The sequence below is a fragment of the Piscinibacter sp. PDB5-1 genome, assembly GCF_056676035.1.
The window spans coordinates 1576815-1602480 of record NZ_JBWVZL010000001.1 but is presented as its reverse complement, the minus strand read 5'-3'; the positions used below and the strand labels follow the sequence as shown (position 1 = coordinate 1602480).

27 protein-coding genes and 1 tRNA gene are annotated in these 25666 nt (G+C 68.0%); 17 read left to right on the top strand and 11 right to left on the bottom strand.

The window, feature by feature from the left end; translation table 11 throughout:
• Positions 1-40: 40 nt before the first annotated feature.
• Entirely contained in the window at positions 41-1030 is a 990-nt protein-coding gene (locus tag AC1KAT_RS07305; protein ID WP_480324248.1) for a tripartite tricarboxylate transporter substrate-binding protein, read from the bottom strand.
• Between the two features lie 107 nt (positions 1031-1137).
• The gene (locus AC1KAT_RS07300; protein WP_480324246.1) at positions 1138-1803 is read right to left on the bottom strand and encodes a TetR/AcrR family transcriptional regulator; all 666 of its coding nucleotides are present in this window, start codon (positions 1801-1803) and stop codon (positions 1138-1140) included.
• A gap of 95 nt (positions 1804-1898) precedes the next feature.
• On the opposite strand from AC1KAT_RS07300, the gene AC1KAT_RS07295 reads away from it, so the two are divergent.
• The 14 genes from AC1KAT_RS07295 to AC1KAT_RS07230 all read left to right on the top strand — a co-directional run bounded on the left by AC1KAT_RS07295 (position 1899) and on the right by AC1KAT_RS07230 (position 12995).
• Positions 1899-2828 (top strand): ABC transporter ATP-binding protein, encoded by a 930-nt coding sequence (locus tag AC1KAT_RS07295; protein WP_480324244.1) that lies wholly within the window; start codon positions 1899-1901, stop codon positions 2826-2828.
• The gene (locus AC1KAT_RS07290; protein WP_480324243.1) at positions 2825-3607 is read left to right on the top strand and encodes an ABC transporter permease; all 783 of its coding nucleotides are present in this window, start codon (positions 2825-2827) and stop codon (positions 3605-3607) included. Before AC1KAT_RS07295 ends, AC1KAT_RS07290 begins: the two co-directional genes overlap by 4 nt.
• Positions 3608-3634: 27 nt before the next feature.
• Entirely contained in the window at positions 3635-3904 is a 270-nt protein-coding gene (locus tag AC1KAT_RS07285) for a BolA family protein (RefSeq protein WP_480324242.1), read from the top strand.
• Positions 3905-3987: 83 nt separating this feature from the next.
• Positions 3988-5253 carry a UDP-N-acetylglucosamine 1-carboxyvinyltransferase gene (gene murA, locus AC1KAT_RS07280; RefSeq protein WP_480324240.1) on the top strand — a complete coding sequence of 422 codons (1266 nt, stop codon included), beginning with the start codon at positions 3988-3990 and terminating at the stop codon, positions 5251-5253.
• A complete protein-coding gene (gene hisG, locus AC1KAT_RS07275) occupies positions 5250-5891 on the top strand; it encodes an ATP phosphoribosyltransferase (protein ID WP_480324238.1) in 642 nt (213 codons plus the stop codon). The genes murA and hisG overlap by 4 nt, the downstream gene beginning before the upstream one ends.
• 37 nt (positions 5892-5928) lie before the next feature.
• Positions 5929-7254 (top strand): histidinol dehydrogenase, encoded by a 1326-nt coding sequence (hisD, locus tag AC1KAT_RS07270; RefSeq protein WP_480324236.1) that lies wholly within the window; start codon positions 5929-5931, stop codon positions 7252-7254.
• The gene (gene hisC / locus AC1KAT_RS07265; protein ID WP_480324234.1) at positions 7251-8321 is read left to right on the top strand and encodes a histidinol-phosphate transaminase; all 1071 of its coding nucleotides are present in this window, start codon (positions 7251-7253) and stop codon (positions 8319-8321) included. Before hisD ends, hisC begins: the two co-directional genes overlap by 4 nt.
• A 19-nt stretch (positions 8322-8340) precedes the next feature.
• Positions 8341-8928: an imidazoleglycerol-phosphate dehydratase HisB gene (gene hisB / locus AC1KAT_RS07260; RefSeq protein ID WP_480324232.1), complete on the top strand. Its 588-nt coding sequence runs from the start codon at positions 8341-8343 to the stop codon at positions 8926-8928.
• 79 nt (positions 8929-9007) lie between these two features.
• On the top strand, positions 9008-9655 hold the full coding sequence (gene hisH / locus AC1KAT_RS07255; protein WP_480324230.1) for an imidazole glycerol phosphate synthase subunit HisH: 648 nt from the start codon (positions 9008-9010) through the stop codon (positions 9653-9655).
• 51 nt (positions 9656-9706) lie between these two features.
• On the top strand, positions 9707-10453 hold the full coding sequence (gene hisA, locus AC1KAT_RS07250; protein WP_480324228.1) for a 1-(5-phosphoribosyl)-5-[(5-phosphoribosylamino)methylideneamino]imidazole-4-carboxamide isomerase: 747 nt from the start codon (positions 9707-9709) through the stop codon (positions 10451-10453).
• 141 nt (positions 10454-10594) lie between these two features.
• Positions 10595-11356, top strand: a complete 762-nt coding sequence (gene hisF, locus AC1KAT_RS07245) for an imidazole glycerol phosphate synthase subunit HisF (RefSeq protein ID WP_480324226.1) — start codon at positions 10595-10597, stop codon at positions 11354-11356.
• On the top strand, positions 11353-12057 hold the full coding sequence (gene rsmD, locus AC1KAT_RS07240; protein WP_480324224.1) for a 16S rRNA (guanine(966)-N(2))-methyltransferase RsmD: 705 nt from the start codon (positions 11353-11355) through the stop codon (positions 12055-12057). Before hisF ends, rsmD begins: the two co-directional genes overlap by 4 nt.
• A 27-nt stretch (positions 12058-12084) precedes the next feature.
• Positions 12085-12585, top strand: a complete 501-nt coding sequence (gene coaD / locus AC1KAT_RS07235; protein WP_480324222.1) for a pantetheine-phosphate adenylyltransferase — start codon at positions 12085-12087, stop codon at positions 12583-12585.
• A gap of 143 nt (positions 12586-12728) precedes the next feature.
• Positions 12729-12995: a YfhL family 4Fe-4S dicluster ferredoxin gene (locus AC1KAT_RS07230; protein WP_480324220.1), complete on the top strand. Its 267-nt coding sequence runs from the start codon at positions 12729-12731 to the stop codon at positions 12993-12995.
• 5 nt (positions 12996-13000) lie between these two features.
• Here the strand turns inward: AC1KAT_RS07230 and pth are convergent, their stop codons facing one another.
• The 7 genes from pth to AC1KAT_RS07195 form a co-directional block, all read right to left on the bottom strand.
• Complete coding sequence (pth, locus tag AC1KAT_RS07225) at positions 13001-13624, bottom strand: aminoacyl-tRNA hydrolase (protein WP_480324219.1); 624 nt, start codon at positions 13622-13624, stop codon at positions 13001-13003.
• 242 nt (positions 13625-13866) lie between these two features.
• Positions 13867-14508: a 50S ribosomal protein L25/general stress protein Ctc gene (locus AC1KAT_RS07220; RefSeq protein ID WP_480324217.1), complete on the bottom strand. Its 642-nt coding sequence runs from the start codon at positions 14506-14508 to the stop codon at positions 13867-13869.
• A 99-nt stretch (positions 14509-14607) separates the two neighbouring features.
• Positions 14608-15570 (bottom strand): ribose-phosphate pyrophosphokinase, encoded by a 963-nt coding sequence (locus tag AC1KAT_RS07215; protein ID WP_480324331.1) that lies wholly within the window; start codon positions 15568-15570, stop codon positions 14608-14610.
• Positions 15571-15696: 126 nt separating this feature from the next.
• Positions 15697-15773: transfer RNA gene (locus AC1KAT_RS07210), tRNA-Gln, on the bottom strand.
• Positions 15774-15820: 47 nt separating this feature from the next.
• Positions 15821-16693 carry a 4-(cytidine 5'-diphospho)-2-C-methyl-D-erythritol kinase gene (gene ispE, locus AC1KAT_RS07205; RefSeq protein WP_480324329.1) on the bottom strand — a complete coding sequence of 291 codons (873 nt, stop codon included), beginning with the start codon at positions 16691-16693 and terminating at the stop codon, positions 15821-15823.
• Positions 16694-16703: 10 nt separating this feature from the next.
• Positions 16704-17249 carry an outer membrane lipoprotein LolB gene (locus AC1KAT_RS07200; RefSeq protein WP_480324215.1) on the bottom strand — a complete coding sequence of 182 codons (546 nt, stop codon included), beginning with the start codon at positions 17247-17249 and terminating at the stop codon, positions 16704-16706.
• Positions 17246-19093 (bottom strand): tetratricopeptide repeat protein, encoded by a 1848-nt coding sequence (locus AC1KAT_RS07195; protein WP_480324213.1) that lies wholly within the window; start codon positions 19091-19093, stop codon positions 17246-17248. Before AC1KAT_RS07195 ends, AC1KAT_RS07200 begins: the two co-directional genes overlap by 4 nt.
• 61 nt (positions 19094-19154) lie before the next feature.
• Between AC1KAT_RS07195 and mutM the strand changes: the two genes are divergently transcribed.
• The 3 genes from mutM (at position 19155) to mutY (ending at position 23139) form a co-directional block, all read left to right on the top strand.
• On the top strand, positions 19155-19970 hold the full coding sequence (gene mutM, locus AC1KAT_RS07190) for a bifunctional DNA-formamidopyrimidine glycosylase/DNA-(apurinic or apyrimidinic site) lyase (RefSeq protein WP_480324211.1): 816 nt from the start codon (positions 19155-19157) through the stop codon (positions 19968-19970).
• A gap of 134 nt (positions 19971-20104) precedes the next feature.
• Positions 20105-22081 (top strand): dynamin family protein, encoded by a 1977-nt coding sequence (locus AC1KAT_RS07185; RefSeq protein WP_480324209.1) that lies wholly within the window; start codon positions 20105-20107, stop codon positions 22079-22081.
• Positions 22078-23139 (top strand): A/G-specific adenine glycosylase, encoded by a 1062-nt coding sequence (gene mutY / locus AC1KAT_RS07180; RefSeq protein WP_480324327.1) that lies wholly within the window; start codon positions 22078-22080, stop codon positions 23137-23139. The genes AC1KAT_RS07185 and mutY overlap by 4 nt, the downstream gene beginning before the upstream one ends.
• A 22-nt stretch (positions 23140-23161) precedes the next feature.
• Here mutY and lnt read toward each other — a convergent pair whose 3' ends face one another.
• On the bottom strand, positions 23162-24766 hold the full coding sequence (gene lnt, locus AC1KAT_RS07175) for an apolipoprotein N-acyltransferase (RefSeq protein WP_480324207.1): 1605 nt from the start codon (positions 24764-24766) through the stop codon (positions 23162-23164).
• Positions 24767-24771: 5 nt separating this feature from the next.
• On the bottom strand, positions 24772-25665 hold the full coding sequence (locus tag AC1KAT_RS07170; RefSeq protein WP_480324205.1) for an HlyC/CorC family transporter: 894 nt from the start codon (positions 25663-25665) through the stop codon (positions 24772-24774).
• Position 25666 lies beyond the last annotated feature (1 nt).

Sequence of the window (25666 nt, the reverse complement as noted above, 5' to 3'; positions counted from 1 at the left end):
GGCCGCCCGAGGGCGGCCTTGGCATTGGCACGCGGTGCGCTCAATCGGCGTACTGACCGGCCGCCTTGATGATCGGCGTCCACTTGGCGATCTCGCCAGCGACGAACTTCTTGTGGTCGGCGCCGTTCACCCGCGCGTCGGCCGCCACCACGGCGCCGAGGCCTTCCTGGCGCTTGATGAAGCCTGGGTCCTTGAGGGCAACCTTCAGCGCGGCATTCACCTTGTCGAGCACGGCCTTCGGCGTGCCCTTGGGCGCGTACAGCGCATGCCAGATGGTGACGTTGAAGCCCTTGAGGCCCGACTCGTCGAGCGTGGGCAACTTGGCCAGCGCCGGCGTGGTCAGCCGCTTGGGCGTGGTCACGGCCAGGGCCTTGATCTTGCCGGCTTCGATTTGCGCGGTGGTGTTGGTGGTCTGGTCGCACATCAGATCGACCTGGCCGCCGAGCAGGTCGTTCATCGCCGGGTTGGTGCCCTTGTACGAGATCGTGGTGATGTCGAGCTTGAGCGCCGTCTGCAGCAGCAGCCCGCACAGGTGCGAGGCCGAGCCCAACCCGGCGTTGGCGAGGTTGGCCTTGCTGACGTTGGCGCGCAGCCAGGTGTTCAACTCGGTGAAGCTGTTGACGGGCAGGTTGGCGCGCGTCACCACGGTCATCGGCACTTCGTTGACGAGGCCGAGGTACTCGAAGTCGTCGAGCGGCTTGAACTGCAGGTTGCGGTACAGCGCTGGCGAGGTGGCCATGCCGATGTGCGTGAGCAGCAGCGTGTAGCCGTCGGGCGCGGCGCGTGCGGCCTTGGTGGCGCCCAGCGTGCCGCCAGCGCCGCCGACGTTGTCGATGATGATGCTCTGCGCACCGAGCGGCTTGCGCATGGCCTCGGCGAAGTCGCGCGCCACCGTGTCGGTCGGGCCGCCGGCCGCGAAGGGCACGATGATCGTGATGGGTTTGTCGGGGTACGCCGCCTGGGCGTGTGCAGGGGCTTGCACAGCCCAGGCGCCGAGGGCGGCGAGGCTGGCGATGAGGGCGCTTTTCATGGGTGTCCTTTCCAACGAAGCATGTGTTTCTTGTAGGTGTCGGGCCATGCTAGAGAAGCCCATCCCACAAGGCATGGAGGAAAGTACGTAGCCGCCCCAAGAGCACGTCAATCGTGTCGATAAGTGCCGGCCAATGTCATCAGATGCGCATGCGATTCGGGGCTCAGATGCGGCCCCAAAAGATGCAGCACATGGAAGGCGCCGCGCAGCAACGCACCCTCGGCGCGATCGGGTTCGAGCGCATGGCGCGGGTCGCGGACGTACTCGAAGCTGAGCCAGTAAGTGAGCACGACCACCATCGCGGTGGCGAGGGGTTCGGCCTCGTCGCGCGGCAGGCGGATCGCCCCCCCGGCGTTCAGTCCGCCGAGCAGGCGCTGCATGGCCTGCGACTTGTCGGCAAGCATCTGCTGGACGTGCGTCTCCAGATGTCGGTTCTTCGACAGCAGGTCGTTGAGGTCGCGGTACAGAAAGCGGTGCTGCCAGATGCGCTCGAAGAGCATGTGCAGAAAGAGCCACGCGTCTTCGACGTGTCGCACGTCTTCGGCCGCGTTGAGCAGGGTGGACAGCTCGATGCGGTAGCGGTCGAAGATCGCATTGATGAGCGCGTCTTTCGACGGGTAGTGGTAGTAGAGGTTGCCGGGGCTGATGCCCAGGTCGGCCGAGATCAGCGAGGTCGAGACATTCGGCTCGCCGAAGCGGTTGAAGAGCACGAGCGTCGCGTCGAGGATGCGCTCGGCGGTGCGGCGGGGCTTCTTGGTCGGGCGGGTCGTCATCGGGAGCGGGCGCGATTGAAGGGCGATTCACGCTAGCACCACGCGGTGACGCGTCCCAGCGAGAAAGCCCGCGCCTGCCTAGAATCGCGCGCTCCATGCCGGCCATCTCTTTCCAACACGTCAGCAAGACCTACACCGGCGCGGGCCGCACGGTGCAGGCCCTCAACGATGTCAGCTTCGACATCGAGGCCGGTGAGTTCTTCGGACTGCTCGGGCCCAATGGCGCCGGCAAGACGACGCTCATCAGCATCCTCGCCGGCCTGTCGCGCGCCAGCACCGGCCGGGTGGCGGTGCACGGCCACGACGTGGTGAGCGACTACGCGGCCGCGCGCCGGCAGCTGGGCATCGTGCCGCAAGAGCTGGTGTTCGACCCCTTCTTCAGCGTGCGCGAAACCCTGGTCATCCAGAGCGGCTATTTCGGCGTCAAGAACAACGGCGCGTGGATCGACGAGCTGCTGCACGGCCTGGGCCTGGCCGACAAGGCACACGCCAACATGCGGCAGCTGTCGGGCGGCATGAAGCGCCGCGTGCTGGTGGCGCAGGCGCTGGTGCACCGCCCGCCGGTGATCGTGCTCGACGAGCCGACGGCGGGGGTCGATGTGGAGCTGCGCCAGACGCTGTGGCAGTTCGTCGCCAAGCTCAACAAGGCCGGCCACACGGTGCTCTTGACCACCCACTACCTCGAAGAGGCCGAGGCCTTGTGCGGGCGCATCGCCATGCTCAAGCAGGGCCGCGTGGTCGCGCTCGACCGCACCTCGGCCCTGCTGGCCGGCACCGCGAGCACCATGCTGCGCTTCAAGCTGGACACCGCGCTGCCCGAGGCCCTGGCCGCGCAGTCGCGCGTCACCGGGCGCATCGTGCAGGTCAAGGCGCACGACGCGGCCGAGGTCGAGCAGATCCTCGCCACGCTGCGCGCCGCCGGCTGCCAACCCGAAGACCTGGAGATCGGCCGCGCCGACCTGGAAGACGTGTTCCTCGAAATCATGCACGGCGAGACCGTGCCGCGCGTGGAGGCCCCGGCATGACGAGCGAGGTGCGTTTCAACGTTTTCTCGGGCACGCGCACGCTGCTCTACAAAGAGATGCTGCGGTTCTGGAAGGTCAGCTTCCAGACCGTGGCCGCGCCGGTGCTCACGGCGGTGCTGTACCTGTTGATCTTCGGCCACGTGCTCGAAGACCACGTGAAGGTCTACGACAGCGTCGGCTACACGAGCTTCCTAATCCCGGGCCTGGTGATGATGAGCGTGCTGCAGAACGCCTTCGCCAACAGCAGCAGCTCGCTGATCCAGAGCAAGATCAGCGGCAACCTCGTCTTCCTGCTGGTGACGCCGCTGTCGCACTGGGCGTGGTTTCTCGCCTACGTGGGCGCGTCCGTGGTGCGCGGCCTCGTCGTCGGCGCGGGCGTGATGCTGGTCACCGTGTGGTTCGCGCCGCTCAGCTTCGCCGCGCCGGGCTGGACGCTCGTCTTCGCCATCGCCGGCGCCGCGATGATGGGCGCGCTGGGGCTGATCGCCGGGTTGTGGGCCGAGAAGTTCGACCAGATCGCGGCGTTCCAGAACTTCATCGTGATGCCCATGACCTTTCTGTCGGGCGTGTTTTATTCGGTGAAGTCGCTGCCAGCGTTCTGGCAGGGCGTGAGCCACCTGAACCCGTTCTTCTACATGATCGACGGCTTCCGGCGAGGCTTCTTCGGTGTGAGCGACGTGTCGCCGTGGACGAGCCTCGCCGTCGTCGGTGCCAGCCTCGCCGTCGTGTTCGCGCTGGCGCTGCACCTGCTGCGCACCGGCTTCAAGATTCGCCACTGAGCCCGCTGACGGATAATCCCGCCCACCATGGCCGACCCCACCCCCGACGAAGTCCGGCGCTACATCGCGCAAGGGCTGCCCTGCGAGCACCTCGAGGTCGAAGGCGACGGGCGGCACTTCTTCGCCACCATCGTGTCGGCCGAATTCGAAGGCGCGCCCCGCATCCGCCGCCACCAGCGGGTCTACCAGGCCCTGGGCGATAGAATGCGCGAGCAAATCCACGCGCTGTCCATGAAGACGCTCACCCCCGCTGAATGGGCTGCCCGCCCCGATTCGGCCCCCACCCACCACCATTGAACTTCGCCGCGGTGTTCACCGCGGCTGGCGAGCCTGCGCCAGCGGGTTCGATGGCCGTGTGAGCACTGGGCACGCCCACCCTCATGGACAAACTCCTCATCCGCGGCGGCCGCTCTCTGAAGGGCGAAGTCGTGATCTCGGGCGCCAAGAACGCGGCGCTGCCCGAGCTGTGCGCCGCGCTGCTCACCGCCGACACAGTCACGCTCTCGAACGTGCCGCGCCTGCAGGACGTGAACACCACGCTCAAGCTGCTGCGCAACATGGGTGTCGTGGCCGAGCGCAGCGAGACCCAATCCGACGTGGTGACGCTCAACGCCGCCAACCTCACGCTGCGCGAGGCCCCGTACGACCTGGTCAAGACCATGCGCGCGTCCATCCTGGTGCTGGGGCCGCTGGTGGCGCGCTTCGGCGAGGCCAAGGTGTCCTTGCCCGGCGGTTGCGCCATCGGCTCGCGTCCGGTGGACCAGCACATCAAGGGCCTGCAGGCGATGGGTGCCGAGATCGTCGTCGAGCACGGCTACATCGTCGCCAAGGCCAAGCGGCTGAGGGGCGCGCGCATCACGACTGACATGGTCACCGTGACCGGCACCGAAAACCTGCTGATGGCCGCCGCGCTGGCCGAGGGCGAGACGGTGCTCGAAAACGCCGCGCAAGAGCCCGAGATTCCCGACCTGGCCGAGATGCTGATCGCCATGGGCGCGAAGATCGAAGGCCATGGCACCAGCCGCATCCGCGTGCAGGGCGTCGAGCGCTTGCACGGCGCCGCGCACCGCATCGTGCCGGACCGCATCGAGACCGGCACCTTCCTGTGCGCCGTGGCCGCAGCGGGCGGTGAGGTGGTGCTGAAGGGCGCGCGCGCCGACCACCTCGACGCCGTGATCGACAAGCTGCGCGAAGCGGGCGCGACCATCGAGTCGGGCGACGACTGGATCCGCGTCCAGAGCGCCGGTCCCGGCGCGATGCGCAGCGTGGGCTTTCGCACCCGCGAGTACCCGGGCTTCCCGACCGACATGCAGGCGCAGTTCATGGCGCTCGATTGCATCGCGCAGGGCAGCGCCAAGGTCACCGAGACCATCTTCGAAAACCGCTTCATGCACGTGACCGAGCTGATCCGCCTGGGCGCGAAGATCGAGATCGACGGCCACACGGCGGTGATCCACGGCGTGCCCAAGCTGTCGGGCGCGACCGTGATGGCGACCGACCTGCGTGCCTCGGCCAGCCTCGTGATCGCCGGCCTGGTGGCCGAGGGCGAGACGACGGTGGACCGCATCTACCACCTCGACCGCGGCTACGACCAGATGGAAGCCAAGCTGCGTGGCATCGGCGCAGACATCGAGCGCATCAAATGATCACCTTAGCTCTGTCCAAGGGACGCATCTTCGACGACAGCCTGCCGCTGCTGAAGGCCGCCGGCATCGAGGTCGCCGAAGACCCCGAAAAGTCGCGCAAGCTCATCATCGGCACCAACCGGCCCGACGTGCGCGTGGTGCTGGTGCGGGCCACCGACGTGCCGACCTACGTGCAGCACGGCGGCGCCGACATCGGCGTGGCGGGCAAAGACATCCTGCTCGAACACGGCGGCCAGGGCCTGTACCAGCCGCTCGACCTGCAGATCGCCAATTGCCGCCTGAGCGTGGCCACGCGCGCCGACTTCGACTACGCGGCGGCCGTCAAGCAGGGCTCGCGCATCCGCGTGGCGACCAAGTACACGCAGTGCGCACGCAACCATTTCGCCGACAAGGGCGTGCACGTGGACCTGATCAAGCTCTACGGCTCGATGGAGCTCGCCCCGCTGACCGGCCTGGCCGATGCCATCGTCGATCTGGTGTCCACCGGCAGCACGCTGAAGGCCAACCACCTGGTCGAGGTCGAAGAGATCATGAAGATCTCGGCCCGGCTGGTCGTGAACCAGGCCTCGCTGAAGCTCAAGCGCGAACCGATCCGCCAGTTGATCGACGCGTTCGAGTCGGCCATTCCGAAGTCCTGACATTCCCCTGATTCCTCCACAGCTCAACCCCGACACCATGAGCGTCAACCTCCGCACCCTCGCCACCACGTCGCCGAACTTCGAGACCGAGTTCCGCCACGTGCTGCATTGGTCGGACGAGACGGACCATGCGATCGAAGAGCGCGTCGCGGCCATCCTCGGTGATGTGCAAAAGCGCGGCGACGCGGCGGTGCTCGAGTACACGCAGCGCTTCGATGGCCTGCAGGCCGGGTCGGTGGCGCAGCTCGAAATCACGCAGGCCGAACTGCAAGCCGCGTTGAACGGCCTGCCCACCGTGCAGCGCGCGGCGCTCGAAGCCGCCGCGGCCCGGGTGCGCGACTACCACCAGCGCCAGCTCGACGCCTGCGGCCGCTCGTGGTCGTACCGCGACGCCGACGGCACGCTGCTCGGCCAGAAGGTCACGCCGCTCGACCGCGTCGGCATCTACGTGCCGGGTGGCAAGGCCGCCTACCCGTCGAGCGTGCTGATGAACGCCATCCCTGCGCATGTGGCGGGCGTGCCTGAAATCATCATGGTCGTGCCCACGCCCAAGGGCGAGCGCAACGCGCTGGTGCTGGCCGCCGCGGCCGTCGCGGGCGTGAGCCGCGCCTTCACGCTGGGCGGCGCCCAGGCCATCGGCGCACTGGCCTACGGCACGACCACTGTGCCGGCGGTGGACAAGATCACCGGCCCGGGCAACGCCTACGTGGCCAGCGCCAAGCGCCGCGTGTTCGGCAAGGTCGGCATCGACATGATCGCGGGGCCGAGCGAAATCCTGGTGCTGGCCGACGGCACGACGCCGGCCGACTGGGTCGCGATGGACCTCTTCAGCCAGGCCGAGCACGACGAGCTGGCGCAGAGCATCCTGCTGTGCCCCGACGCGGCCTACATCGCCGAGGTGCGGGCCGCCATCGAGCGCCTGCTGCCCGAGATGCCGCGCCGCGAGGTCATCCGCGCCTCGCTCGAGGGCCGCGGCGCGCTGATCCACACGCGTTCGATGGAAGAAGCCTGCGAGATCAGCAACCGCATCGCGCCCGAGCATCTGGAGGTCAGTTCGCGCGACCCGCACCAGTGGGAGCCGCTGCTGCGGCATGCCGGCGCGATCTTCCTCGGCGCCTTCACCAGCGAAAGCCTGGGCGACTACTGCGCCGGCCCGAACCACGTGCTGCCGACCTCGGGCACCTCGCGCTTCTCGTCGCCGCTGGGCGTGTACGACTTCCAAAAGCGCAGCAGCCTGATCGAAGTGAGCGAAGCCGGCGCGCAGGTGCTGGGCCAGATCGCGTCGGTGCTGGCGCATGGCGAGGGCCTGCAAGCGCACGCCCGCGCCGCCGAGATGCGCCTGAAGAACGGAGGCGCACGATGAGCAAGTATTGGAGCGAGATCGTCCGCACGCTGACGCCCTACGTGCCGGGCGAACAACCCAAGATCGACGGGCTGGTGAAGCTCAACACCAACGAGTGCCCGTACCCGCCGAGTCCGAAGGTGGTGGCAGCCATCGCCGCGCAGAACGGCGACGGCCTGCGCCTCTACCCCGACCCGCAGGCCACCGCGCTGAAGGTGGCGATCGCCCGATACCACGGCCTGACGCCCGAGCAGGTGTTCGTCGGCAACGGCTCCGACGAGGTGCTGGCGCATGCCTTCATGGGCCTGCTCAAGCACGACGCGCCGCTGCTCTACCCCGACATCTCATACAGCTTTTACCCGGTCTACGCGAAGCTCTACGGCATCGAGACGCGCGAGCTGCCGCTCGATGACGCGTTCGCCATCCGCGTGGACGACTACCTCGCGGCTGGCCGCAACGGCGGCGTGATCTTCCCGAACCCGAACGCGCCCACGGCCATCGGCCTGCCGCTGGCCGAGGTGAAGCGCCTGCTGCAAGGCAACCGCGACTCGGTGGTGGTGATCGACGAGGCGTATGTCGATTTCGGCGGCGAGTCGGCCGATGGGCTGGTCAACGAATTTCCGCAACTGCTCGTCGTGCGCACGCTGTCGAAGTCGCGCGCGCTGGCCGGCCTGCGCGTCGGTTATGCGTTGGGCCACCCCGACCTGATCGAGGCGCTGGTGCGCGTCAAGGACAGCTTCAACTCCTACCCGCTCGACCGCCTGGCGATTGCCGGCGCAGTGGCGGCCATGGACGACGTGGCCTGGTTCGACGACACCACCCGCCGCACCCTGGCCACGCGCGATCGCATGGTCGCCGGCCTGGTGTCGCGTGGCTTCGAGGTGCTGCCCTCGGCCGCCAACTTCGTGTTCGCCCGCCGCCCTGGCAGCGACGCCGCCGAGCTGGCCGCTGGCCTGCGCACCCACAAGGTGCTGGTGCGGCATTTCAAGAAGCCCGAGCGCATTGCACAGTTCCTGCGCATCAGCGTGGGCACCGAATCGCAGACCGACGCCTTGCTGGCCGCGCTCGACGCGGTGCTGGGCCGCTGAACCCCTTTCGAGAATCGCCATGCGCACCGCCCAGGTCACCCGCAACACCTCCGAGACGCAGATCACCGCGTCGATCAACCTCGATGGCACCGGCACGGCCAAGCTCGCCACCGGCATCGGCTTCTTCGATCACATGCTTGACCAGATCGCCCGCCACGGGCTGATCGACCTCGACATCGACGCCAAGGGCGACCTGCACATCGACGGCCACCACACCGTCGAAGACGTGGGCATCACGCTCGGCCAGGCCTTCGCGCAAGCGGTCGGCGACAAGAAGGGCCTGCGCCGCTACGGCCACGCCTACGTGCCGCTCGACGAGGCGCTGTCGCGCGTGGTGATCGACTTCTCGGGCCGCCCGGGGCTGCACATGCGCGTCAATTTCAAGAGCGGCATGGTCGGTGGCTTCGACACGCAGCTGGCCTACGAGTTTTTCCAAGGCTTCGTGAACCACGCCGGCGTCACGCTGCACATCGACAACCTGCACGGCGACAACGCCCACCACCAGTGCGAGACGATCTTCAAGGCGTTTGCGCGCGCGTTGCGCATGGCGCTCGAGATCGACCCCCGCGCGGCCGGCGTGATCCCTTCCACCAAGGGGTCTCTGTGATGAAGCCCCCGCGCTCACGTCGTTCGCAGCCCCCCGAGGGGGCACGCAACGCCCTTGGGACGGCCCGGCGGGAGTTGCCATGACCAGCACCGTCGCGGTCGTCGATTACGGCATGGGCAACCTGCGCTCGGTGTCGCAGGCCGTCGCGCACGCGGCCAACGACGCAGGCGTGAAGGTCATCGTCACCGCCAACCCCGAAGAAGTCTTCGCGGCCGACCGCGTGGTGCTGCCCGGCCAGGGGGCGATGCCCGACTGCATGCGCGAGCTGCGCGAGTCGGGCCTGCTCGAAGCCGTGCTCGACGCCGCGGTGCGCAAGCCGCTGATGGGCGTGTGCGTGGGCATGCAGATGCTGCTGACCCGCAGCGAAGAAGGCCCGACCGAGGGGCTGAACCTCATCCCGGGCGAGGTCGTGAAGTTTCGCCTCGAAGGCCAGTTGCAGCCCGACGGCAGCCGCTACAAGGTGCCGCAGATGGGCTGGAACCGCGTCGTGCAGGCGCGCCCGCATGCGCTGTGGGCCGACATTCCCGATGGCGCGTACTTCTACTTCGTGCACAGTTTTCACGCCCATCCGGCCGACCCGCGCCACAGCGTGGGTGAAACCGACTACGGTGTGCGCTTTACCTGCGCCATCGCGCGGGATAACATTTTTGCCACTCAGTTCCACCCCGAGAAGAGCGCGGCGCACGGCTTGGCCCTGTACCGCAACTTCCTGCGTTGGAATCCCTGAACCCCCCGACCGTTCGTTCCGCGGTCTTCATTCATCACCACTGCCTCGGCCATGCTGCTGATCCCCGCGATTGACCTGAAAGACGGTCAATGTGTCCGCCTCAAACAGGGCGACATGAACGACTCCACCACCTTCGGCGAAGACCCCGCAGCGATGGCCCGACGATGGGTTGACGCCGGCGCGCGTCGGCTGCACTTGGTCGATCTGAACGGCGCTTTCGCCGGCAAGCCGGTCAACGAGGCGGCCATCAAGGCCATCCTCGCCGAGGTGGGCGACGAGATCCCCGTGCAGCTCGGCGGGGGCATCCGCGACCTCGACACCATCGAGCGCTACCTCGACGACGGCCTGAGCTTCATCATCGTCGGCACCGCCGCGGTCAAGAACCCGGGCTTCTTGAAAGACGCTTGCAGCGCCTTCGGGGGCCACATCATCGTGGGCCTCGACGCGAAAGACGGCAAGGTCGCCACCGACGGCTGGAGCAAGCTGACCGGGCATGAAGTCATCGACCTCGCCAAGAAGTTCGAGGACTACGGCGTCGAAGGCGTGATCTACACCGACATCGGTCGCGACGGCATGCTCACCGGCATCAACATCGACGCCACCGTGAAGCTCGCGCAGGCGCTGACCATCCCGGTGATCGCCTCGGGCGGCCTGTCCAATCTCGCCGACATCGAGCGGCTCTGTGCGGTCGAAAGCGAAGGCGTCGAAGGCGTCATCTGCGGTCGGGCGATCTACACGGGCGACCTCGATTTCGCGGCGGGGCAGAAGAAGGCGGACGAACTCAACGGCGGCGTCTGAGCGTCTCTGGCGCCCGCGTCTGTCGGGCCCGAGGTTCACCGCAAAGATGCCAAGAACGCAAAGTAGAAACTCCTTCTTGGCGACCTTTGCGTTCCTTGCGGTGAAAAGACCGTCGCCAACCACCGCTCTCACCAACCTCCCATGCTCGCCAAACGCATCATCCCCTGCCTCGACGTCACCGGCGGCCGCGTCGTCAAGGGCGTCAACTTCGTCGAGCTGCGTGATGCCGGCGACCCGGTCGAGATCGCGGCGCGCTACAACGAGCAGGGCGCCGACGAGCTGACCTTCCTCGACATCACTGCCACCAGCGACGGGCGCGACCTGATCCTGCACATGATCGAGGCGGTGGCCTCGCAGGTGTTCATCCCGCTCACGGTCGGCGGCGGTGTGCGCACCGTCGATGACGTGCGCCGCCTGCTCAACGCGGGCGCCGACAAGGTCAGCTTCAACTCGGCGGCGGTGGCCAACCCGCAGGTCATCAAAGACGCCTCGGCCAAGTACGGCGCGCAGTGCATCGTCGTCGCCATCGACGCCAAGGGGCGCGAAGATGGCTCGGGCTGGGACGTCTACACCCACGGCGGCCGCAAGAACACCGGCATCGACGCTGTGCAGTGGGCCCGTCAGATGGCCGAACACGGCGCGGGCGAGATCCTCCTGACCAGCATGGACCGCGACGGCACCAAGATCGGCTTCAACCTGCCGCTGACCCGGGCCGTGAGCGATGCGGTGAGCGTCCCCGTGATCGCCTCCGGCGGCGTGGGCACGCTCGAACACCTGGCCGAAGGCATCCAGATCGGCGGGGCCGATGCGGTGCTGGCCGCGAGCATCTTCCACTACGGGCAGCACACGGTGGGCGAGGCCAAGGCGCTGATGGCCAGCCGGGGGATTCCGGTCCGCCAATGAGCCGGTCGCGCCTGAAGCACCTGTCGCTCGACCGCCTGCCCGAGATTGCTGCGCAGCCACCGCGCGCGCCCGAGCCCAACAAGCCGGCCCGGGCCAGCGCTTCGGCCCCACGCGAGGTGCGCCTGATCGGCGGCCAGTGGAAGCGCAGCAAGCTGCCGGTGCTCGACGCCGAAGGCCTGCGCCCCACGCCCGACCGCGTGCGCGAAACGCTGTTCAACTGGCTCGGGCACGACCTGTCGGGCTGGCGCTGCCTCGACGCCTTTGCCGGCAGCGGTGCGCTCGGCTTCGAAGCCGCCTCGCGCGGCGCCGACGAGGTGGTGATGGTCGAGCGCGACGCGCGCCTGGTGAAATCGCTCCAGGCGGTGCAAGAGCGGCTCAAGGCCACGCAGGTGCGCATCGAGGCCTCCGACGCCCTCGGGTGGATGGCGCGCAGCGCGCCGGCCTCGTTCGAGCTGGTGTTCATCGACCCGCCCTTTGCCGCGCAGGCCTTCGAGGCGGCCGTGCGCGCGGCGCAGCGGGTGGTGGTGCCCGACGGCTTCATCTACCTTGAAGCCGACCGGGCCTTCGACGCGGCGGCCTTCGATGCCGGCCTGCGCCTGCACCGCCACGCGCGTGCCGGCGCGGTGCATTCGCACCTGTTTCAGCGTGCGAACGCGGCTGGGGCTGCGGGCTACACTCCGCCCGAAATTTCACCCGCCTGACGCATCGGGCACAGCCAAGGAAACCGCGTGACCTCTGCGACCCGCCTGACTGCCGTCTACCCTGGCACCTTCGACCCGATGACCTCGGGCCACGAAGACCTGATGCGCCGGGGCAGCACCTTGTTCGAGCGCCTGATCCTGGCCGTGGCCACCGGGCATCACAAGAAGACCATGTTCTCACTCGCCGAGCGACTCGAAATCGCGCAAGAGCTGGCCGCCAAGTACCCCAACGTCGAGGTGATCGCCTTCGACGGCCTGTTGAGCGAATTCGTCCGGCACCACGGCGGCAAGGTCGTGGTGCGTGGCCTGCGCGCCGTGAGCGACTTCGAATACGAATTCCAGATGGCCGGCATGAACCGCCACCTGATGCCCGAGGTCGAGACCGTCTTCCTGACGCCCAGCGACCAGTACCAGTTCGTCTCGGGCACCTTCGTGCGCGAGATTGCCACCCTGGGCGGTGATGTCTCGAAGTTCGTGGCACCCTCGGTGCTCGACCGGCTGAAGCGCCGCGTCAAAGCCGGCCCCTGATCCGCACTGTTTTCGAGAGATCCGTCATGGCAATCATGATCACCGACACGACCGGCGGGCTTTCGCAACGCATGCGTTGCGCCGCCGGGCGCGGCAAGCGCCCGCAAGCGCTTGCCGTATTCGTCGGAGCGTAGGAGGCCCCCATGGCGCTCATGATCACCGACGAATGCATCAACTGCGATGTGTGCGAGCCCGAGTGCCCGAACCAGGCCATCTCGCTCGGCGCGGTGATCTACGAGATCAACCCCGCCAAGTGCACCGAGTGCGTCGGCCACTTCGACGAACCGCAGTGCGTGCAGGTCTGCCCGGTCGCGTGCATCCCGGTGAACCCGCAGCACATCGAGTCCAAAGACAGCCTGTGGGCCAAGTACCGCCAGCTGCAGGGCGACCCGCCGGCGAACGGCTTCTGAGCCGCTCAGGCGTCCGACGGCGGCGCCTCGGGCTTGGGCGGCTTCGGTCGCGGTGGCTTGGCGTTGATCTTCATCGTTGCGCGTTCCATGCTGCCATCGAGGATCAGGTCCAGCGCCGTGATCGTCTTGCGGATGCTGTCTTCGATCGCCTCGCGCGCCTCGGGCTTGGGCTTGCGCAGCACGTAGTCCACCACTTCTGACTTCACGCCCGGGTGGCCGATGCCGATGCGCAGCCGCCAGTAATCGGGCGTGCCGAGTTGCGCGTGGATGTCGCGCAAGCCGTTGTGGCCGGCGTGGCCGCCGCCTTTCTTGAACTTCACCTGGCCCGGCAGCAAGTCGAGCTCGTCGTGCGCGACGAGGATCTCGTCCGGCGAGATCTTGAAGAAGCGTGCCAGCGCCGCCACCGACTTGCCCGAGAGGTTCATGTAGGTCTGCGGCTCCAGCAGCCACAGCGGCCCGGCCTCGCCGGGGCGATTCACCCGGGCGACCAAGCCGAAGTAGCTGCGGTCGGGCGAGAGCGAGGTCTTCAGCTCGCGCGCCACCGCGTCGATCCACCAGAACCCGGCGTTGTGGTTCGTGGCTTCGTATTCCGGCCCGGGGTTTCCGAGGCCCACCAGCAATCGAATCATGGGGCGGGATTATCCAAGTGCTTCGGGTCGGGCGGGTTGAGGTGATCGACAAGGCTTCACCGCCAAGACGCAAAGGCCGCCCAGAACGCAAAGCGCAATTCCCTCTTGTCGAACTCTGCGTTCTTGGCGGCTTGGCGGTGAAAAGACGGCGAGTGCACTCCGAACGCCCATGTACCGCACAAACGAAAAAGCCCCGCCGAAGCGGGGCTCCCGAGGGGCCTTGTCTCCAAGCCCGTGTCGGTTTATTTCTTGTTTTGCTTTTCGGTCTTCTTGCCCTTCGTGGGGGCGGCCTTCGGCGCGGCGGCAACCACCGGCGCTTCTTCTTCCTCGACAGGCATCGAGGTGGACACGATCACCGGGTTCGGCTTGCCTTGCGTGACGACCTTGATGCCGGCGTCCAGCTTCAGGTCGTTGACGTGCAGGGACTGGCCCTTGGCCAAGTTGCCCAGGTCCACCGTCAGGAACTCGGGCAGTTGCGAAGCCAGGCACTGGATGCGCAGTTCGGTGGCCACGTGGTTCACCAGGCACTTGTCGGTCTTGACGGCCGGCGAGTTTTCTTCGTTGATGAAGTGCAGCGGCACCTTCTTCGTGATCTTGGTGGTCGCATCGACACGTTGGAAGTCGATGTGCAGCACGATCTGGCGGAACGGGTGCATCTGGTAGTCACGCAGCAGCACCTGCTCGGTCTTGCCGTTCAGTTCCATCTCGAGGATGGACGAGTGGAACGCTTCCTTCTTCAGTGCGTGGAAGAGGGCGTTGTGATCCAGCTCGATGTTGGCCGGCGTGCCGGCGCCGTAGACGATGCCCGGCACCTTGTTGGCCAAGCGCAGGCGGCGGCTCGCTCCGGTCCCCTGCAGCTTGCGCTCAAAAGCGACAAATTTCATGGTTGGCTCCAAAAATGGAAGACGCCCGCGACCAGGCGTCTGAAACGGCCTTGCGGCCGGTGGATGCGGCGGTCGATGCTTCGACCGTCGCGTTGCGGATCAGAAGTTGTTGTTCTGCTCCGCGAACAGGGAGGTCACCGATTCACCGTCGGAAATGCGGCGGATGGTCTCGGCGAACAGGAAGGCCACCGACAGCTGGCGCACCTTCGAACATTGCTTGCCTTCGGGGCTGAGCGGAATCGTGTTGGTGATGACGACTTCGTCGAGTGCCGAACCCTTGATTCGCTCGATTGCCGGGCCCGAGAACACCGCGTGCGTGCAGTAGGCGTAGACGCTTTTCGCACCGCGCTCTTTCAGCACCTCGGCCGCCTTCACCAGCGTGCCGGCAGTGTCGATCATGTCGTCCATGATCACGCAGTTGCGGCCGTCGATCTCGCCGATGACGTGCATCACCTCGGACACATTGGCCTTCGGGCGGCGCTTGTCGATGATGGCCAGGTCGCAGCCGAGCTGCTTGGCCAGCGCGCGGGCGCGCACCACGCCGCCGACGTCGGGCGACACGACCACGAGGTCGCTGTAGCGCTTGCTCTGCAGGTCGGACAACAGCACCGGCGACGCGTAGATGTTGTCCACCGGGATGTTGAAGAAACCCTGGATCTGGTCGGCGTGCAGGTCCATCGTCAGCAGGCGTTCGACGCCCACCGCTTCGAGCATGTTGGCGACGACCTTGGCGCTGATGGGCACGCGCGTCGAGCGCGGCCGGCGGTCTTGCCGGGCGTAGCCGAAGTAGGGGATGACCGCGGTGACCCGCCGTGCGGAGGCGCGCTTGAGCGCGTCGACCATGATGCACAGCTCCATCAGGTTTTCATTCGTCGGCGCACAGGTGGGCTGGACGATGAAGATGTCGCGGGCGCGCACGTTCTGCTGGATCTCGATGGCGACTTCGCCGTCGGAGAAGCGACCCACCGAGGCCTTGCCCAACTCGATGCCGAGGTGGGTGGCGATCTCTTGCGCCAAGGCCGGGTTGGCGTTGCCGGTGAACAGAACGGTGTTGAAGAGCACATTCCCTCCGTCGAGGCTTTGTCGCGGTGCGTCAGAAGACACGCAGCACCTTATCGGTCAGCCCCGGTGTGCCCCTCGGCAGAGTTGCTCGGGCACCGGGAATCGAGCATCAAAGAAAGAAGAATTTGGCAGGGGAGGAAGGACTCGAACCCTCGAATGTCGGAATCAAAATCCGATGCCTTAACCAACTTGGCGACTCCCCTACACCGGTCGATTGCCGGCTTGCGCCTGCAACCCACCTTCAACTGGCTCAGTCGAACGTCCAACCCGCAAGCGGATGGGCACTCAGACTGCGGCACATCCGCCCCACCCAGCCCGGCGGAAGATCTGCCGGAAGCGTCGCCATGGGGTTGGCGTCTGTGCCTGCTCTTGCGAAGACCGCGCTGCCTGAGCCTGTCATGCGGCTGTTGCCGAATGAGGCCTGCAGCAGGTCGGCGGCTTGCGCCACCTGGGGGCATTGGCGTTCGGCGGGGGGCTGCAAGTCGTTGCGACCAAACCCTGCCAGAAGCTGCGAAATGCCTTCCTCCGCAAGAAAGCCCGCGAGTATAGCAGCCTTGGTGTCGCGTACCAAGTCCGGGCTTGAAAAGATGCCACGCGTTTCGATGGCCTCGGCGGGCTTGAGCACCGCCAGCCACATCGGCGGCAGCTCCAGTGGGGTGAGTTTTTCGCCGATGCCTTCGACCCACGAGTTGCGCCCACCGAGGAAGAAAGGCACGTCGGCGCCGAGGCGCAGGCCCAGCGCGAGCAGCCTCGCTCGCGGCCAGTTCAGGCCCCACAGGCGGTTGAGCGCCAAAAGCGTCGTGGCCGCGTCGGAGCTGCCGCCGCCCATGCCCGCGCCCCAGGGCACTTGCTTGTCGATGGAGAGGTCGGCGCCGAAGTTGGTGCCCGACTCGGTCTGCAGCAGGCGCGCGGCGCGCAGACACAGGTCGTCGTCGGGCAGCGTGGCACCCAGGTCGTGGCGATGCAGTTGGCCGTCGCTGCGGCGTTCGACGTGCAGGGTGTCGATCCAGTCGATCAGCACGAACACCGACTGCAGCAGGTGGTAGCCGTCGTCGCGCCGGCCGGTGATGTGCAGAAAGAGGTTCAGCTTCGCCGGTGCCGGCAGGTCGTACAGGGCGGTCAGGCTCATCGGGTCAGGGCGTGTCGATGCGGGCGCGCACGGTGACGGCCGGCGGCTGCGCGCGCTGGGCGACGACCCAGCCTTCGTCGAAGCGGGCCAGGTCCACGGCCCAGCCGAGTTGCTGAAAACCGCCGCTGGCGGGCTGGCTGGGTGCGCCGGCCCAGGGGCGGCCGCGCAGCCAGTCGAAGAGCGCGGCCACGGGCAGGCTTTCGCCGAGCATTTCGCGGGTCAGCGCGTCGAGGTCGTCGAAGGCGGTTTCGCCGGCAGGGGTGACGAGCCAGGCGCGTTGGTCGGCCCAGCGCGCCTGGGCCATCACCGTGCCCAGCGGCGAGGCGAGGTTGAGGCGGCCGGCGCGGGGCGTGCCCTGCAACTCGAAGCTGCCGCTGAGCGACTGGGCCGCAGCGCCGGGGCTGGCATCCACGCGCACGGCGAGGCGGCCCGAGATGCTGTCGCCGGCGGGGGGCGCGTCGGCACCCAGCGTGGCGCAGCCGCTGGCGATCACCACCAGCGGTGCCAGCAGCCAGCGACTGGCCGCACGGCGCAGGCCGGCGCCGGTCACAGGCTGGCCCGCAGGCGCGTCAGGGTTTCGCGCAGCACGTCATTGGCAGCGTCGCGCTGCTGGGCTTCGCGCCACACGCGCCGGGCCTCGTCGCGCTGGCCCATCACCCACAGCACCTCGCCCAGGTGCGCAGCGATCTCGACATCGGGTCGCGAGCGGTAGGCCTGTTGCAGCAGGCGCAGGGCTTCGTCGTGGTTGCCGAGGCGGAACTCGACCCACCCGAGGCTGTCGGTGATGAAGGGTTCGCCGGGCGCCAGTTCGAGCGCCTTGCGGACCAGCGCGCGCGCTTCCGGCAGGCGCTGGTTGCGATCGGCGAGCGAGTAGCCGAGCGCGTTGTACGCGTGGTGGTAGTCGGGCTTGAGCGCGATCACGCGGCGCAGCAGGCGCTCCATCTCGTCCATGCGGTTGAGCTTCTCGACGATCATCGATTGCTCGTACAGCAGATCGACATCGTCGGGGAACTGCTGGTTCGCCTTGGTCAGCACCGCCGAGGCCTCGGCCCAGCGCTTCACGTCGCGCAGCAGGTGGGCTTCGGCGACGAGCTTGGCGCGTGCGTCTTCGGGCGCCTTCTCGGGTACGCGGCGGATCAGCTCGCGCGCTTCTTTCAGCTTGCCCTGCTTGGCCATCAGCAAGGCGCGGCGCGATTGCACTTCGAGCGCGCGGTCGGGGTTCTTGACCTTGGCCAGCCAGGCTTCGGAGCCAGTGAAGTCGCGTTGCTGCTCGGCCAGGCGCGCCAGCAGCAGGTAAGCCTGGATCAGGCCCTGGTCGGGCGAGGTGGCCACGCCGTCTTCGTCGTCCCCGTCGTCGCTGCCTGGGGCGATCAACTGGGGCGCTTGCGGGCCCGCGGCAGCGCGCTCTTTCTCGGCGAGGTCCACATAGCGCAGCAGCGCGGCCTGCGCTTCCTTCGGGTGCTTCAGTTCGAGTTCGAGCGCGCCCAGCGTGAGCCACGGGGCGGTGCGCTCGGGCTCCAGTCGCGTGACCTCTTTCAGCGCCTCGACGGCCTCGGCATACCGTTGGGCCGTGCTCAGCACCCGCACGTGGACGAGCCGGATCGGGACGTTCTTCGGCGCGGCCTGCAGAAAGCCCTGCACCAGCGGCTCGGCCGCGGGCGTGGTGCCCAGCAGTTCGAGCGCCAGCAGCGCCGCGGCTTCGGACGCCGGCTCTTGCGAATGCGCCAGGCGCGCCAGCTCGAGCGCACGCGGGGCATCGCCCGCCGCCAGCGCCGCGCGGCCCAGCGCCGCGTTGGCGGCGGCGCGGGTGTCGGGCGATTGCAGCGGGGCCTGCAGCACGCGTTCGAGCACCTGCAGTGCTTGTTGCTTGTCGGTGTTGCGCGCAAACAGGGTTGGCAGCGAGCCGATGGTGGCGTTGCGCTCGGCCCGCGGGGTGATGCGCAGCAGCGCCTGCAGCGGCTCGATGGTCTCGACCCACAGGCGCTGGCTGAGCAGCACCTGCAACTGCACCTGCAAGGCGTCACGCGACTGCGGGTAGGCAATGCGCCAGGCCTTGACCGCTTCGATGGCGCGGTTGAGCGACTGCCCCATCAGCGCCACCTGCACCGCGCGCCGGAAGACCGGCTCTTCGCGCGTGCGCCGGGCGGCGTCGAGGATCAGCGGGTAGGCAGCGGCCGCGTTGCCGGCGCTCAATTCCATCTCGCCGATCAGCAGTTGATGGAACAACTCGGCGTCCATCGCCGATCGGGTGATCGGCTCGGCCGCCGCGGCACTCGCAGCAGTGGCTGGTGGTGTCGGCTGCTGTGCCAGGGGGCTGCCGTGGACCGCAGCCAGCAGGCTGGCCATCACAAGGGCAGTGCGCACCACGCCGAAACGGAAAGGAAGGGCCGACATCGATGCTGCTCCAGAAGGTCCGAACGATTCTAGGAGAGGCCCCCGCCGGGATAATTCCCCGATGCCCGAGTTACCCGAGGTCGAAGTCACACGCCGGAGCTTTGCGCAACGCATCGCCGGCGCCCGCGTCACCGCCGTGCGTGTCGGCAAGCCCTTGCGCTGGCCGCTCGGCTGCGATCCGCAGGCGCTTGTCGGCCAGACCGTGGGCGACGCCACCCGGCGTGGCAAGTACCTCTGGCTGCCCTTGTCGGACGGCGGCCTGCTGATGCACCTGGGCATGTCGGGCTCCCTGGCCTTCGGCGATCCCGCCGGCGCGCCCGGCCCGCACGACCACTTCGACCTCGTCACCACGCGCGGCAGCCTGCGGCTCACCGACCCGCGCCGCTTCGGGGCCGTCGTGTGGTCGCGCAGCCAGGTCGACGACCCGGCGGCGAAGCTGCTGCTAGGGCTGGGGCGCGAGCCCTTCGATGCGTCGTTCACCGGGGCCTACCTGCACGAGTCGCTGCAGCGGCGGCGCGTCGCGGTGAAGCAGGCGCTGCTGGCTGGTGACATCGTGGTCGGCGCCGGCAACATCTATGCGTGCGAGGCGCTGTTCGCCGCCGGCATCGACCCGCGCACGCGCAGCGACTGCATCAGCCGGCCGCGCGCCGAGCGCTTGGCCGCAGCCGTGCGCGACACGCTCGCCAACGCGCTGGCGCTGGGGGGATCGACGCTGCGCGACTTCCGCAATGCGCACGGCATGGCGGGTGAATTCCAGCTTCAGGCGCGTGTGTACGGGCGTGAACGTGAACCCTGTCACGTTTGTGGTGGGCCGATCCGGCGCATTGTTCAGGGGCAGCGTTCGACCTTCTTCTGCCCCACCTGCCAGCGTCGCTGATCGGTTCAAAGTGGGCGGATAGCCGAGCGCGTCACAAACATCAACGCGGGGTGACGATATGTTTCGGAGGCCCTTTGCAGAGGGGCCATCGGCTACCATCGTTTTCATTTTCCGGCGGGCCGGTGGATTCAGGCATGGCGTCCTCTTTTGCAAGCAGTCTCGACGAACTGAGCCAGTGGCGGGCCACGCTGGGCCGTCGCATCGACGACCTCGCCCGCTTCCTCTCCGAGCACGACCTCGCCGACCCCGCGGCCACCGAATCGCTCGACAGCCTGCGCCGCCGCCTCTCGGGTGAAAAGCTCGTGGTGGCCTTCGTCGCCGAGTTCTCGCGCGGCAAGTCCGAGTTGATCAACGCGATCTTCTTTTCAGACACCGGCCGGCGCATCCTGCCGGCCACGCCGGGTCGCACGACCATGTGCCCGGTCGAACTGGGCTACGACGCCGAAGAGCCCCCCGCGCTCGCGCTGCTGCCCATCGCCACCCGCCTCGAAGGCCTGTCGCTCACCGAGTTGCGCGACCAGCCGCGCGCCTGGAAAACCGTGCCGCTGAACGTCAACGCGGCCGACGAACTCTCGGCCTCGCTCGAAGAGGTCAAGCGCACGCAGTTCGTGTCGGTCGATGAAGCCCGTGCACTCGGCTTCTGGGACGACGAAAACGCCGCCGACAACCCGCCCATGGGCGACAACGGCCTCGTCGAGGTGCCGGCTTGGCGCCACGCGATGATCAACTACCCCCACCCGCTGCTCAAGCGCGGGCTGGTGGTGATGGACACCCCGGGCCTCAACGCCATCGGCGCCGAACCCGAGTTGACGCTGAGCCTGCTGCCCTCGGCTCACGCCACGGTGTTCATCCTCGCGGCCGACACCGGCGTCACCAAGAGCGACCTCGCCATCTGGCGCGACCACCTCGGCGCGCAGGCGCTGGCGAGCTTCGTGGTGCTCAACAAGATCGACACGCTGCTCGACCCGATGGCCACGCCCGAGCAGGTGCGCGAGCAGATCGAGCAGCAGCGCGTCAACACCGCCCGCACGTTGGAGATGCCGCTGGAGCGCGTCTTCCCGCTGTCGGCGCGTCAGGCCCTGAGTTCGCGTGTCGAAGGCGACCAGAAGGGGCTGGCCGACAGCCGCCTGCTCGACCTCGAAGCGGCGCTGGGCGAACAGCTGCTGCCGCAACGCCGCGAGGTGCTGCAAGACCTGGTGCTCGACGCCGTGCAGCGCATGGACGCGCAGGTGGCGCGCCACCTCGGCGACCGCCGCCGCCAGACCGCCGAGCAGATGCTCGAATTGCGCGGCCTGCGCGGCAAGAGCGGCGCGCGCGTGCGCATGATGCTCGAACGTGTCGATGCCGAAACCGCCGAATTCGAGCAGTGCACCCAGCGCCTGCAGGCCATGCGCACCGTGCACGCCCGCATGCTGAAGAACGCGCTGGTCGATCTGACCAGCGACAAGGTGCGCGAAGAGGTCGCCGAGATGCAAACCGCGATGAGCGCGAGCATCCTGAACCTGGGTGCGAAGAAGTCCTTCATCGGGCTGTGCAACCGGCTGCGCGACCTGCTCAAGCTGAGCCAGGTGCGCGCCGGCGAAATCCGCGACATGCTCGACGCCTCGTTCACGCTGCTCAACAGCGAGTTCGGCTTCAGCCTCGCGGTGGCCAAGGCGCCCGACCTCGAGCGCTTCATCCGCGACCTGACGCTGATCGAGCGCAACTACGTGCAGTACCTCGGGCTCACGCAGGCGCTGCGCCTGTCGCAGCCGAAGTTCCTCGACCAGTTCCGCCGCATGCTCATCAGCAAGCTGCGCGTCGTGTTCGAAAACGCCAGCAGCGAACTCGAACTCTGGAACAAGACCGCCTCGGCCCAGGTCGATTCGCAGCTGCGTGAGCGCCGCCGGGGCTTCCGCCGCCGCCGCGAAGCGCTCGAACGCATCCAGCAGGCCTCGGGCGACCTGGAGCAGCGCATCGCCGAGATCGAGGCGCAAGACGCGCAGTTCCAGCGCCTGCAGGCGCACAGCGCCGAGCTGCTGCAGCGCGTGCGCGAGCATGCCTCGTCGTCGCCCGATGCCGAGCGCCTGAGCGGCGAAGAAGCCATCAAGCGCATCGCCGCTCAAGCCTGATCCGCTTGGCGCCCCCAAGCGAAGCGCATTTCGCGCCGCGCCTCGTCGCGTGGCAGCGCACGCACGGCCGGCACACGCTTCCGTGGCAGCAGACCCGCGACCCGTACCGCGTGTGGCTGTCCGAGATCATGTTGCAGCAGACGCAGGTCTCGACCGTGCTCGGCTACTACGCGCGCTTTCTCGAACGCTGTCCCGACGTGCGGGCCCTCGCCGCGGCGACGCAAGACGAGGTGCTCGCGCTGTGGAGCGGCCTCGGCTACTACAGCCGTGCGCGCAACCTGCATGCCTGCGCGCGGGCGGTGGTCGAGTTGCATGGCGGTGAATTTCCGCGCAGCGCCGCGCAGTTGCAAACCCTGCCCGGCATCGGCCGTTCGACGGCGGCGGCGATCGCGGCCTTCTGCTTCGGTGAGCGGGTCGCCATCCTCGACGGCAACGTCAAGCGCGTGCTGGGCCGCTACCTGGCCTTCGAGGGCGACCTGGCCAGCAGCGCGCAAGAGCGTGTGCTGTGGGCCAGGGCCGAGGCCCTGCTGCCCGACGCCGGCATCGAAGCCTACACCCAGGGCTTGATGGACCTGGGCGCGACGATCTGCCTGCCGCGCGCCCCGCAGTGCCTGCTGTGCCCGGTGACGGCCGACTGCGCAGGCCGCGCGGGCGGCGCGCCCGAGCGCTACCCGATCAAGACCAAGAAGCTGAAGCGCAGCCAGCGCGACAACGCCTGGCTGTGGCTCGTGCAGGGCGAGCGGCTGTGGCTGTGCCAGCGGCCCGACTCCGGCGTGTGGGCGGGTCTGTGGAGCCTGCCCGAGTTCGATGCACCCGGCAGCCTCGAGGCCTCCTGCGCCGACTGGCCCGGTGCCGGCGAGGCGCTGCCCAGCTTCACGCACGTGCTGACGCACCTGGACTGGACGCTGCGCCCGGTGCGCTGGGTGTTGCCGGACGACACGCGAGCGGCGGTGCTCGAAGACATTGCGGCGCGCTGGCCCAGCGGGCGCTGGTTCACGCGCGACGAGGCCCTGGCCTCGGGTCTGCCTTCACCGCTGCGCAAGTTGCTGGCAGGCTGAAGGGCTGACCCGCGCGGGCGCGTCAGTCGTCTTCGCGGCGGCGCAGCGGCACCATCAGCAGCACGATGGCGCCCACCACCGCGAGCAGCGGCCACAGGCCGTACTGCGACACCCACCAGGCGTAAGGCGTGAGGCCCTCGCGGCCGGTCACCTCGGCGTCGAGCACGCCGCGCGTCAAGACGGGCAACTGGTGCGTCACCTTGCCGGTGTGGTCGATCACGGCCGTGGTGCCGGTGTTGGTGGCCCGCAGCATGGGGCGCTGGAATTCGAGCGCGCGCATGCGCGAGATGTGCAGGTGCTGCTTGAGCGCGATGGTGTCGCCGAACCAGCCGATGTTGCTGAGGTTGGCGAACATCGTCGGCGCGGTGGTCATGTCGGCGAAGCGTGCGGCCAACTCTTCGCCGAACAAGTCTTCGTAGCAGATGTTCGGTGCGATGCGCTCGCCGCGGAAGACGAACGACGAGGCCCTCAGCGGCCCGCGGTTGAAGTCGCCCAGCGGGATGTTCATCAGGTTGGTGAACCAGCGAAAGCCGCTCGGGATGAACTCGCCGAAGGGCACCAGGTGGTGCTTGTCGTAGCGGTAGAAGCCGCCGAGCTGCAGCCCGGTGTCTTTCGAGATGCCGACCACCGAGTTCGTGTAGCCGGTCTCGAAGCTGCCGAGCGGGCGGCCGATCAGCGCGGCCTGTTCGCCGCGCTGGAAGCGGCGCTGCACCGGGTCCCAATATTCCTTGGGCAACTGGTCGGGCAGCAGCGGCACCACGGTCTCGGGGCCGATGACGAGGTCGCCCTTCGCCGCGATGAGCTCACCGGCCGCCCAGGCCAGGCTCATGGGCAGGTGCTCTTCGGCGAACTTCTGGTCTTGCGGCACGTTGGTCTGCAAGAGCGTGACGCGCAGGGTGCCGGTGGGGCGTGTGTAGCTCGGCGGCTTGACCGCAGCGAGCGTGACGAAGGCGGCGATCACCACCAGCCCGCCGACCATGCCGCTGGCCACGCCGTACTGCGCGCTGCGCATGCCCAGCACCAGGGCGGCCGACAGCAGGGCCGCGACCGCGCCAATGCCGTACACGCCGATCCACGGAGCCAGCATCGCCAGCGGACCATCGACGTGCGCATAGCCGCTGGCCGCCCACGGGAAGCCCGTGAACAGCACGCCGCGGGCCAGTTCGGCCAGCAGCCAGCAGGCCGCGAACAGCGGCACGTCGAGCACCGTGCGGTGGCGGCGCATGCGGGCGAAGAGCGCCATGGCGATCGCCAGGTACAGCCCGAGGAAGGCGCTCAGCGCGAACACCGCCGAGCCGGCCAGCACCGGCGACAAGCCGCCATAGCGGTTCATGCTGATGTAGAGCCACCAGGCGCCGGCGGCGACCCAGGCCGTGCCGAAGGCCCAGCCCAGCGTCGCCGAGCGCAGCGTGCTGGCGCGGCTCACACGCCAGGCGAGGCCCGCGACGCACAGGATCTGCAGCCACCAGGCCTCGGTGTAGCTGGTGGCCACGCTGCTGGCGGCGCCGGCGGCCAGCACGAACAGCAGGTCCATCAGGAAGAGCACCGTGTCGATGCCGGCATTGCGCAGCTGGGCCACCCGAGACGACGTGGATCGGTTGGAAAAGCTGCGTTGTGCGTTCGTCATCGTCTTCAAGCTCCTTCGGCCCCGAGGGCGGCTTCTGGCGCACGGGTCACCTTGAACCAGCGCACGGCACCGCCGCGCGTGAGCATCACGGTGAACACCAGGTGGCCCACCGTCACCGACTCACCCCGGCGGGGCACGCGACCGTGTTCATGGGCGACCAGGCCGCCGATCGTGTCGAAATCGCTCATTGGCAGATCGACCGAGAACGACGTGTTCACCGCCTCGATCTCGGTGTCGCCGGCGACGCGGTGGCTGCCGTCGGCCAGCGTGTAGATGCCCGACTCGCCGTCTTTCTCGTCGAACTCGTCTTCGATCTCGCCGACGATTTCTTCGAGCACATCTTCGATGGTGATGAGCCCGGCCGTGTTACCAAATTCATCCACCACCAGCGCCAGGTGGCTGCGGTTGGAGCGGAAGTCGCGCAGCAGCTCGTTCAGACCCTTCGACTCGGGCACGAAGACCGCCGGGCGCAGCAGGGTGCGCAGGTTCAGCTCGGGCGCGCGCTGCAGCTTGAGCAGATCCTTCGCCATCAGGATGCCGATGATGTTGTCGCGGCTGCCCTCGTAGACCGGGAAGCGCGAGTGCCCGGTGTCGATCACGCCCCACAGCAACTCGTCGTAGGGCGCCTCGATGTCGAGCATGTCCATGCGCGGGGCGGCCACCATCACGTCGCCGGCCGTCAGATCGGCCATGCGGATCACGCCTTCGAGCATCATCCGCGACTCGGGGGCGATCAGCTCGCGCTGCTCGGCGTCGGCCAGGGTCTCGATCAACTCGTCGCGCGAGTCGGGGCCGGGTGAGACAAATTCGATCAGCCGTTCGAACAGGCTGCGCTTGTCGGCCTGAGGGGCATGCTTGTCGGAACCTTTGTAGGGGCGACTGGGGGTGGGGTCGGACATC

Excerpts from the sequence above, each read along its gene's own strand:
- AC1KAT_RS07305 (WP_480324248.1), bottom strand. The coding sequence starts at position 1,030 with ATGAAAAGCGCCCTCATCGCCAGCCTCGCCGCCCTCGGCGCCTGGGCT.
- lnt (WP_480324207.1), bottom strand. The coding sequence starts at position 24,766 with ATGACGAACGCACAACGCAGCTTTTCCAACCGATCCACGTCGTCTCGG.
- hisB (WP_480324232.1), top strand. The coding sequence starts at position 8,341 with ATGCGCACCGCCCAGGTCACCCGCAACACCTCCGAGACGCAGATCACC.
- pth (WP_480324219.1), bottom strand. The coding sequence starts at position 13,624 with ATGATTCGATTGCTGGTGGGCCTCGGAAACCCCGGGCCGGAATACGAA.
- hisF (WP_480324226.1), top strand. The coding sequence starts at position 10,595 with ATGCTCGCCAAACGCATCATCCCCTGCCTCGACGTCACCGGCGGCCGC.
- rsmD (WP_480324224.1), top strand. The coding sequence starts at position 11,353 with ATGAGCCGGTCGCGCCTGAAGCACCTGTCGCTCGACCGCCTGCCCGAG.
- AC1KAT_RS07195 (WP_480324213.1), bottom strand. The coding sequence starts at position 19,093 with ATGTCGGCCCTTCCTTTCCGTTTCGGCGTGGTGCGCACTGCCCTTGTG.
- AC1KAT_RS07300 (WP_480324246.1), bottom strand. The coding sequence starts at position 1,803 with ATGACGACCCGCCCGACCAAGAAGCCCCGCCGCACCGCCGAGCGCATC.
- AC1KAT_RS07295 (WP_480324244.1), top strand. The coding sequence starts at position 1,899 with ATGCCGGCCATCTCTTTCCAACACGTCAGCAAGACCTACACCGGCGCG.
- hisA (WP_480324228.1), top strand. The coding sequence starts at position 9,707 with ATGCTGCTGATCCCCGCGATTGACCTGAAAGACGGTCAATGTGTCCGC.
- murA (WP_480324240.1), top strand. The coding sequence starts at position 3,988 with ATGGACAAACTCCTCATCCGCGGCGGCCGCTCTCTGAAGGGCGAAGTC.
- AC1KAT_RS07290 (WP_480324243.1), top strand. The coding sequence starts at position 2,825 with ATGACGAGCGAGGTGCGTTTCAACGTTTTCTCGGGCACGCGCACGCTG.
- AC1KAT_RS07185 (WP_480324209.1), top strand. The coding sequence starts at position 20,105 with ATGGCGTCCTCTTTTGCAAGCAGTCTCGACGAACTGAGCCAGTGGCGG.
- hisC (WP_480324234.1), top strand. The coding sequence starts at position 7,251 with ATGAGCAAGTATTGGAGCGAGATCGTCCGCACGCTGACGCCCTACGTG.
- AC1KAT_RS07230 (WP_480324220.1), top strand. The coding sequence starts at position 12,729 with ATGGCGCTCATGATCACCGACGAATGCATCAACTGCGATGTGTGCGAG.
- AC1KAT_RS07170 (WP_480324205.1), bottom strand. The coding sequence starts at position 25,665 with ATGTCCGACCCCACCCCCAGTCGCCCCTACAAAGGTTCCGACAAGCAT.
- mutM (WP_480324211.1), top strand. The coding sequence starts at position 19,155 with ATGCCCGAGTTACCCGAGGTCGAAGTCACACGCCGGAGCTTTGCGCAA.
- hisG (WP_480324238.1), top strand. The coding sequence starts at position 5,250 with ATGATCACCTTAGCTCTGTCCAAGGGACGCATCTTCGACGACAGCCTG.
- hisH (WP_480324230.1), top strand. The coding sequence starts at position 9,008 with ATGACCAGCACCGTCGCGGTCGTCGATTACGGCATGGGCAACCTGCGC.
- AC1KAT_RS07220 (WP_480324217.1), bottom strand. The coding sequence starts at position 14,508 with ATGAAATTTGTCGCTTTTGAGCGCAAGCTGCAGGGGACCGGAGCGAGC.
- hisD (WP_480324236.1), top strand. The coding sequence starts at position 5,929 with ATGAGCGTCAACCTCCGCACCCTCGCCACCACGTCGCCGAACTTCGAG.
- AC1KAT_RS07285 (WP_480324242.1), top strand. The coding sequence starts at position 3,635 with ATGGCCGACCCCACCCCCGACGAAGTCCGGCGCTACATCGCGCAAGGG.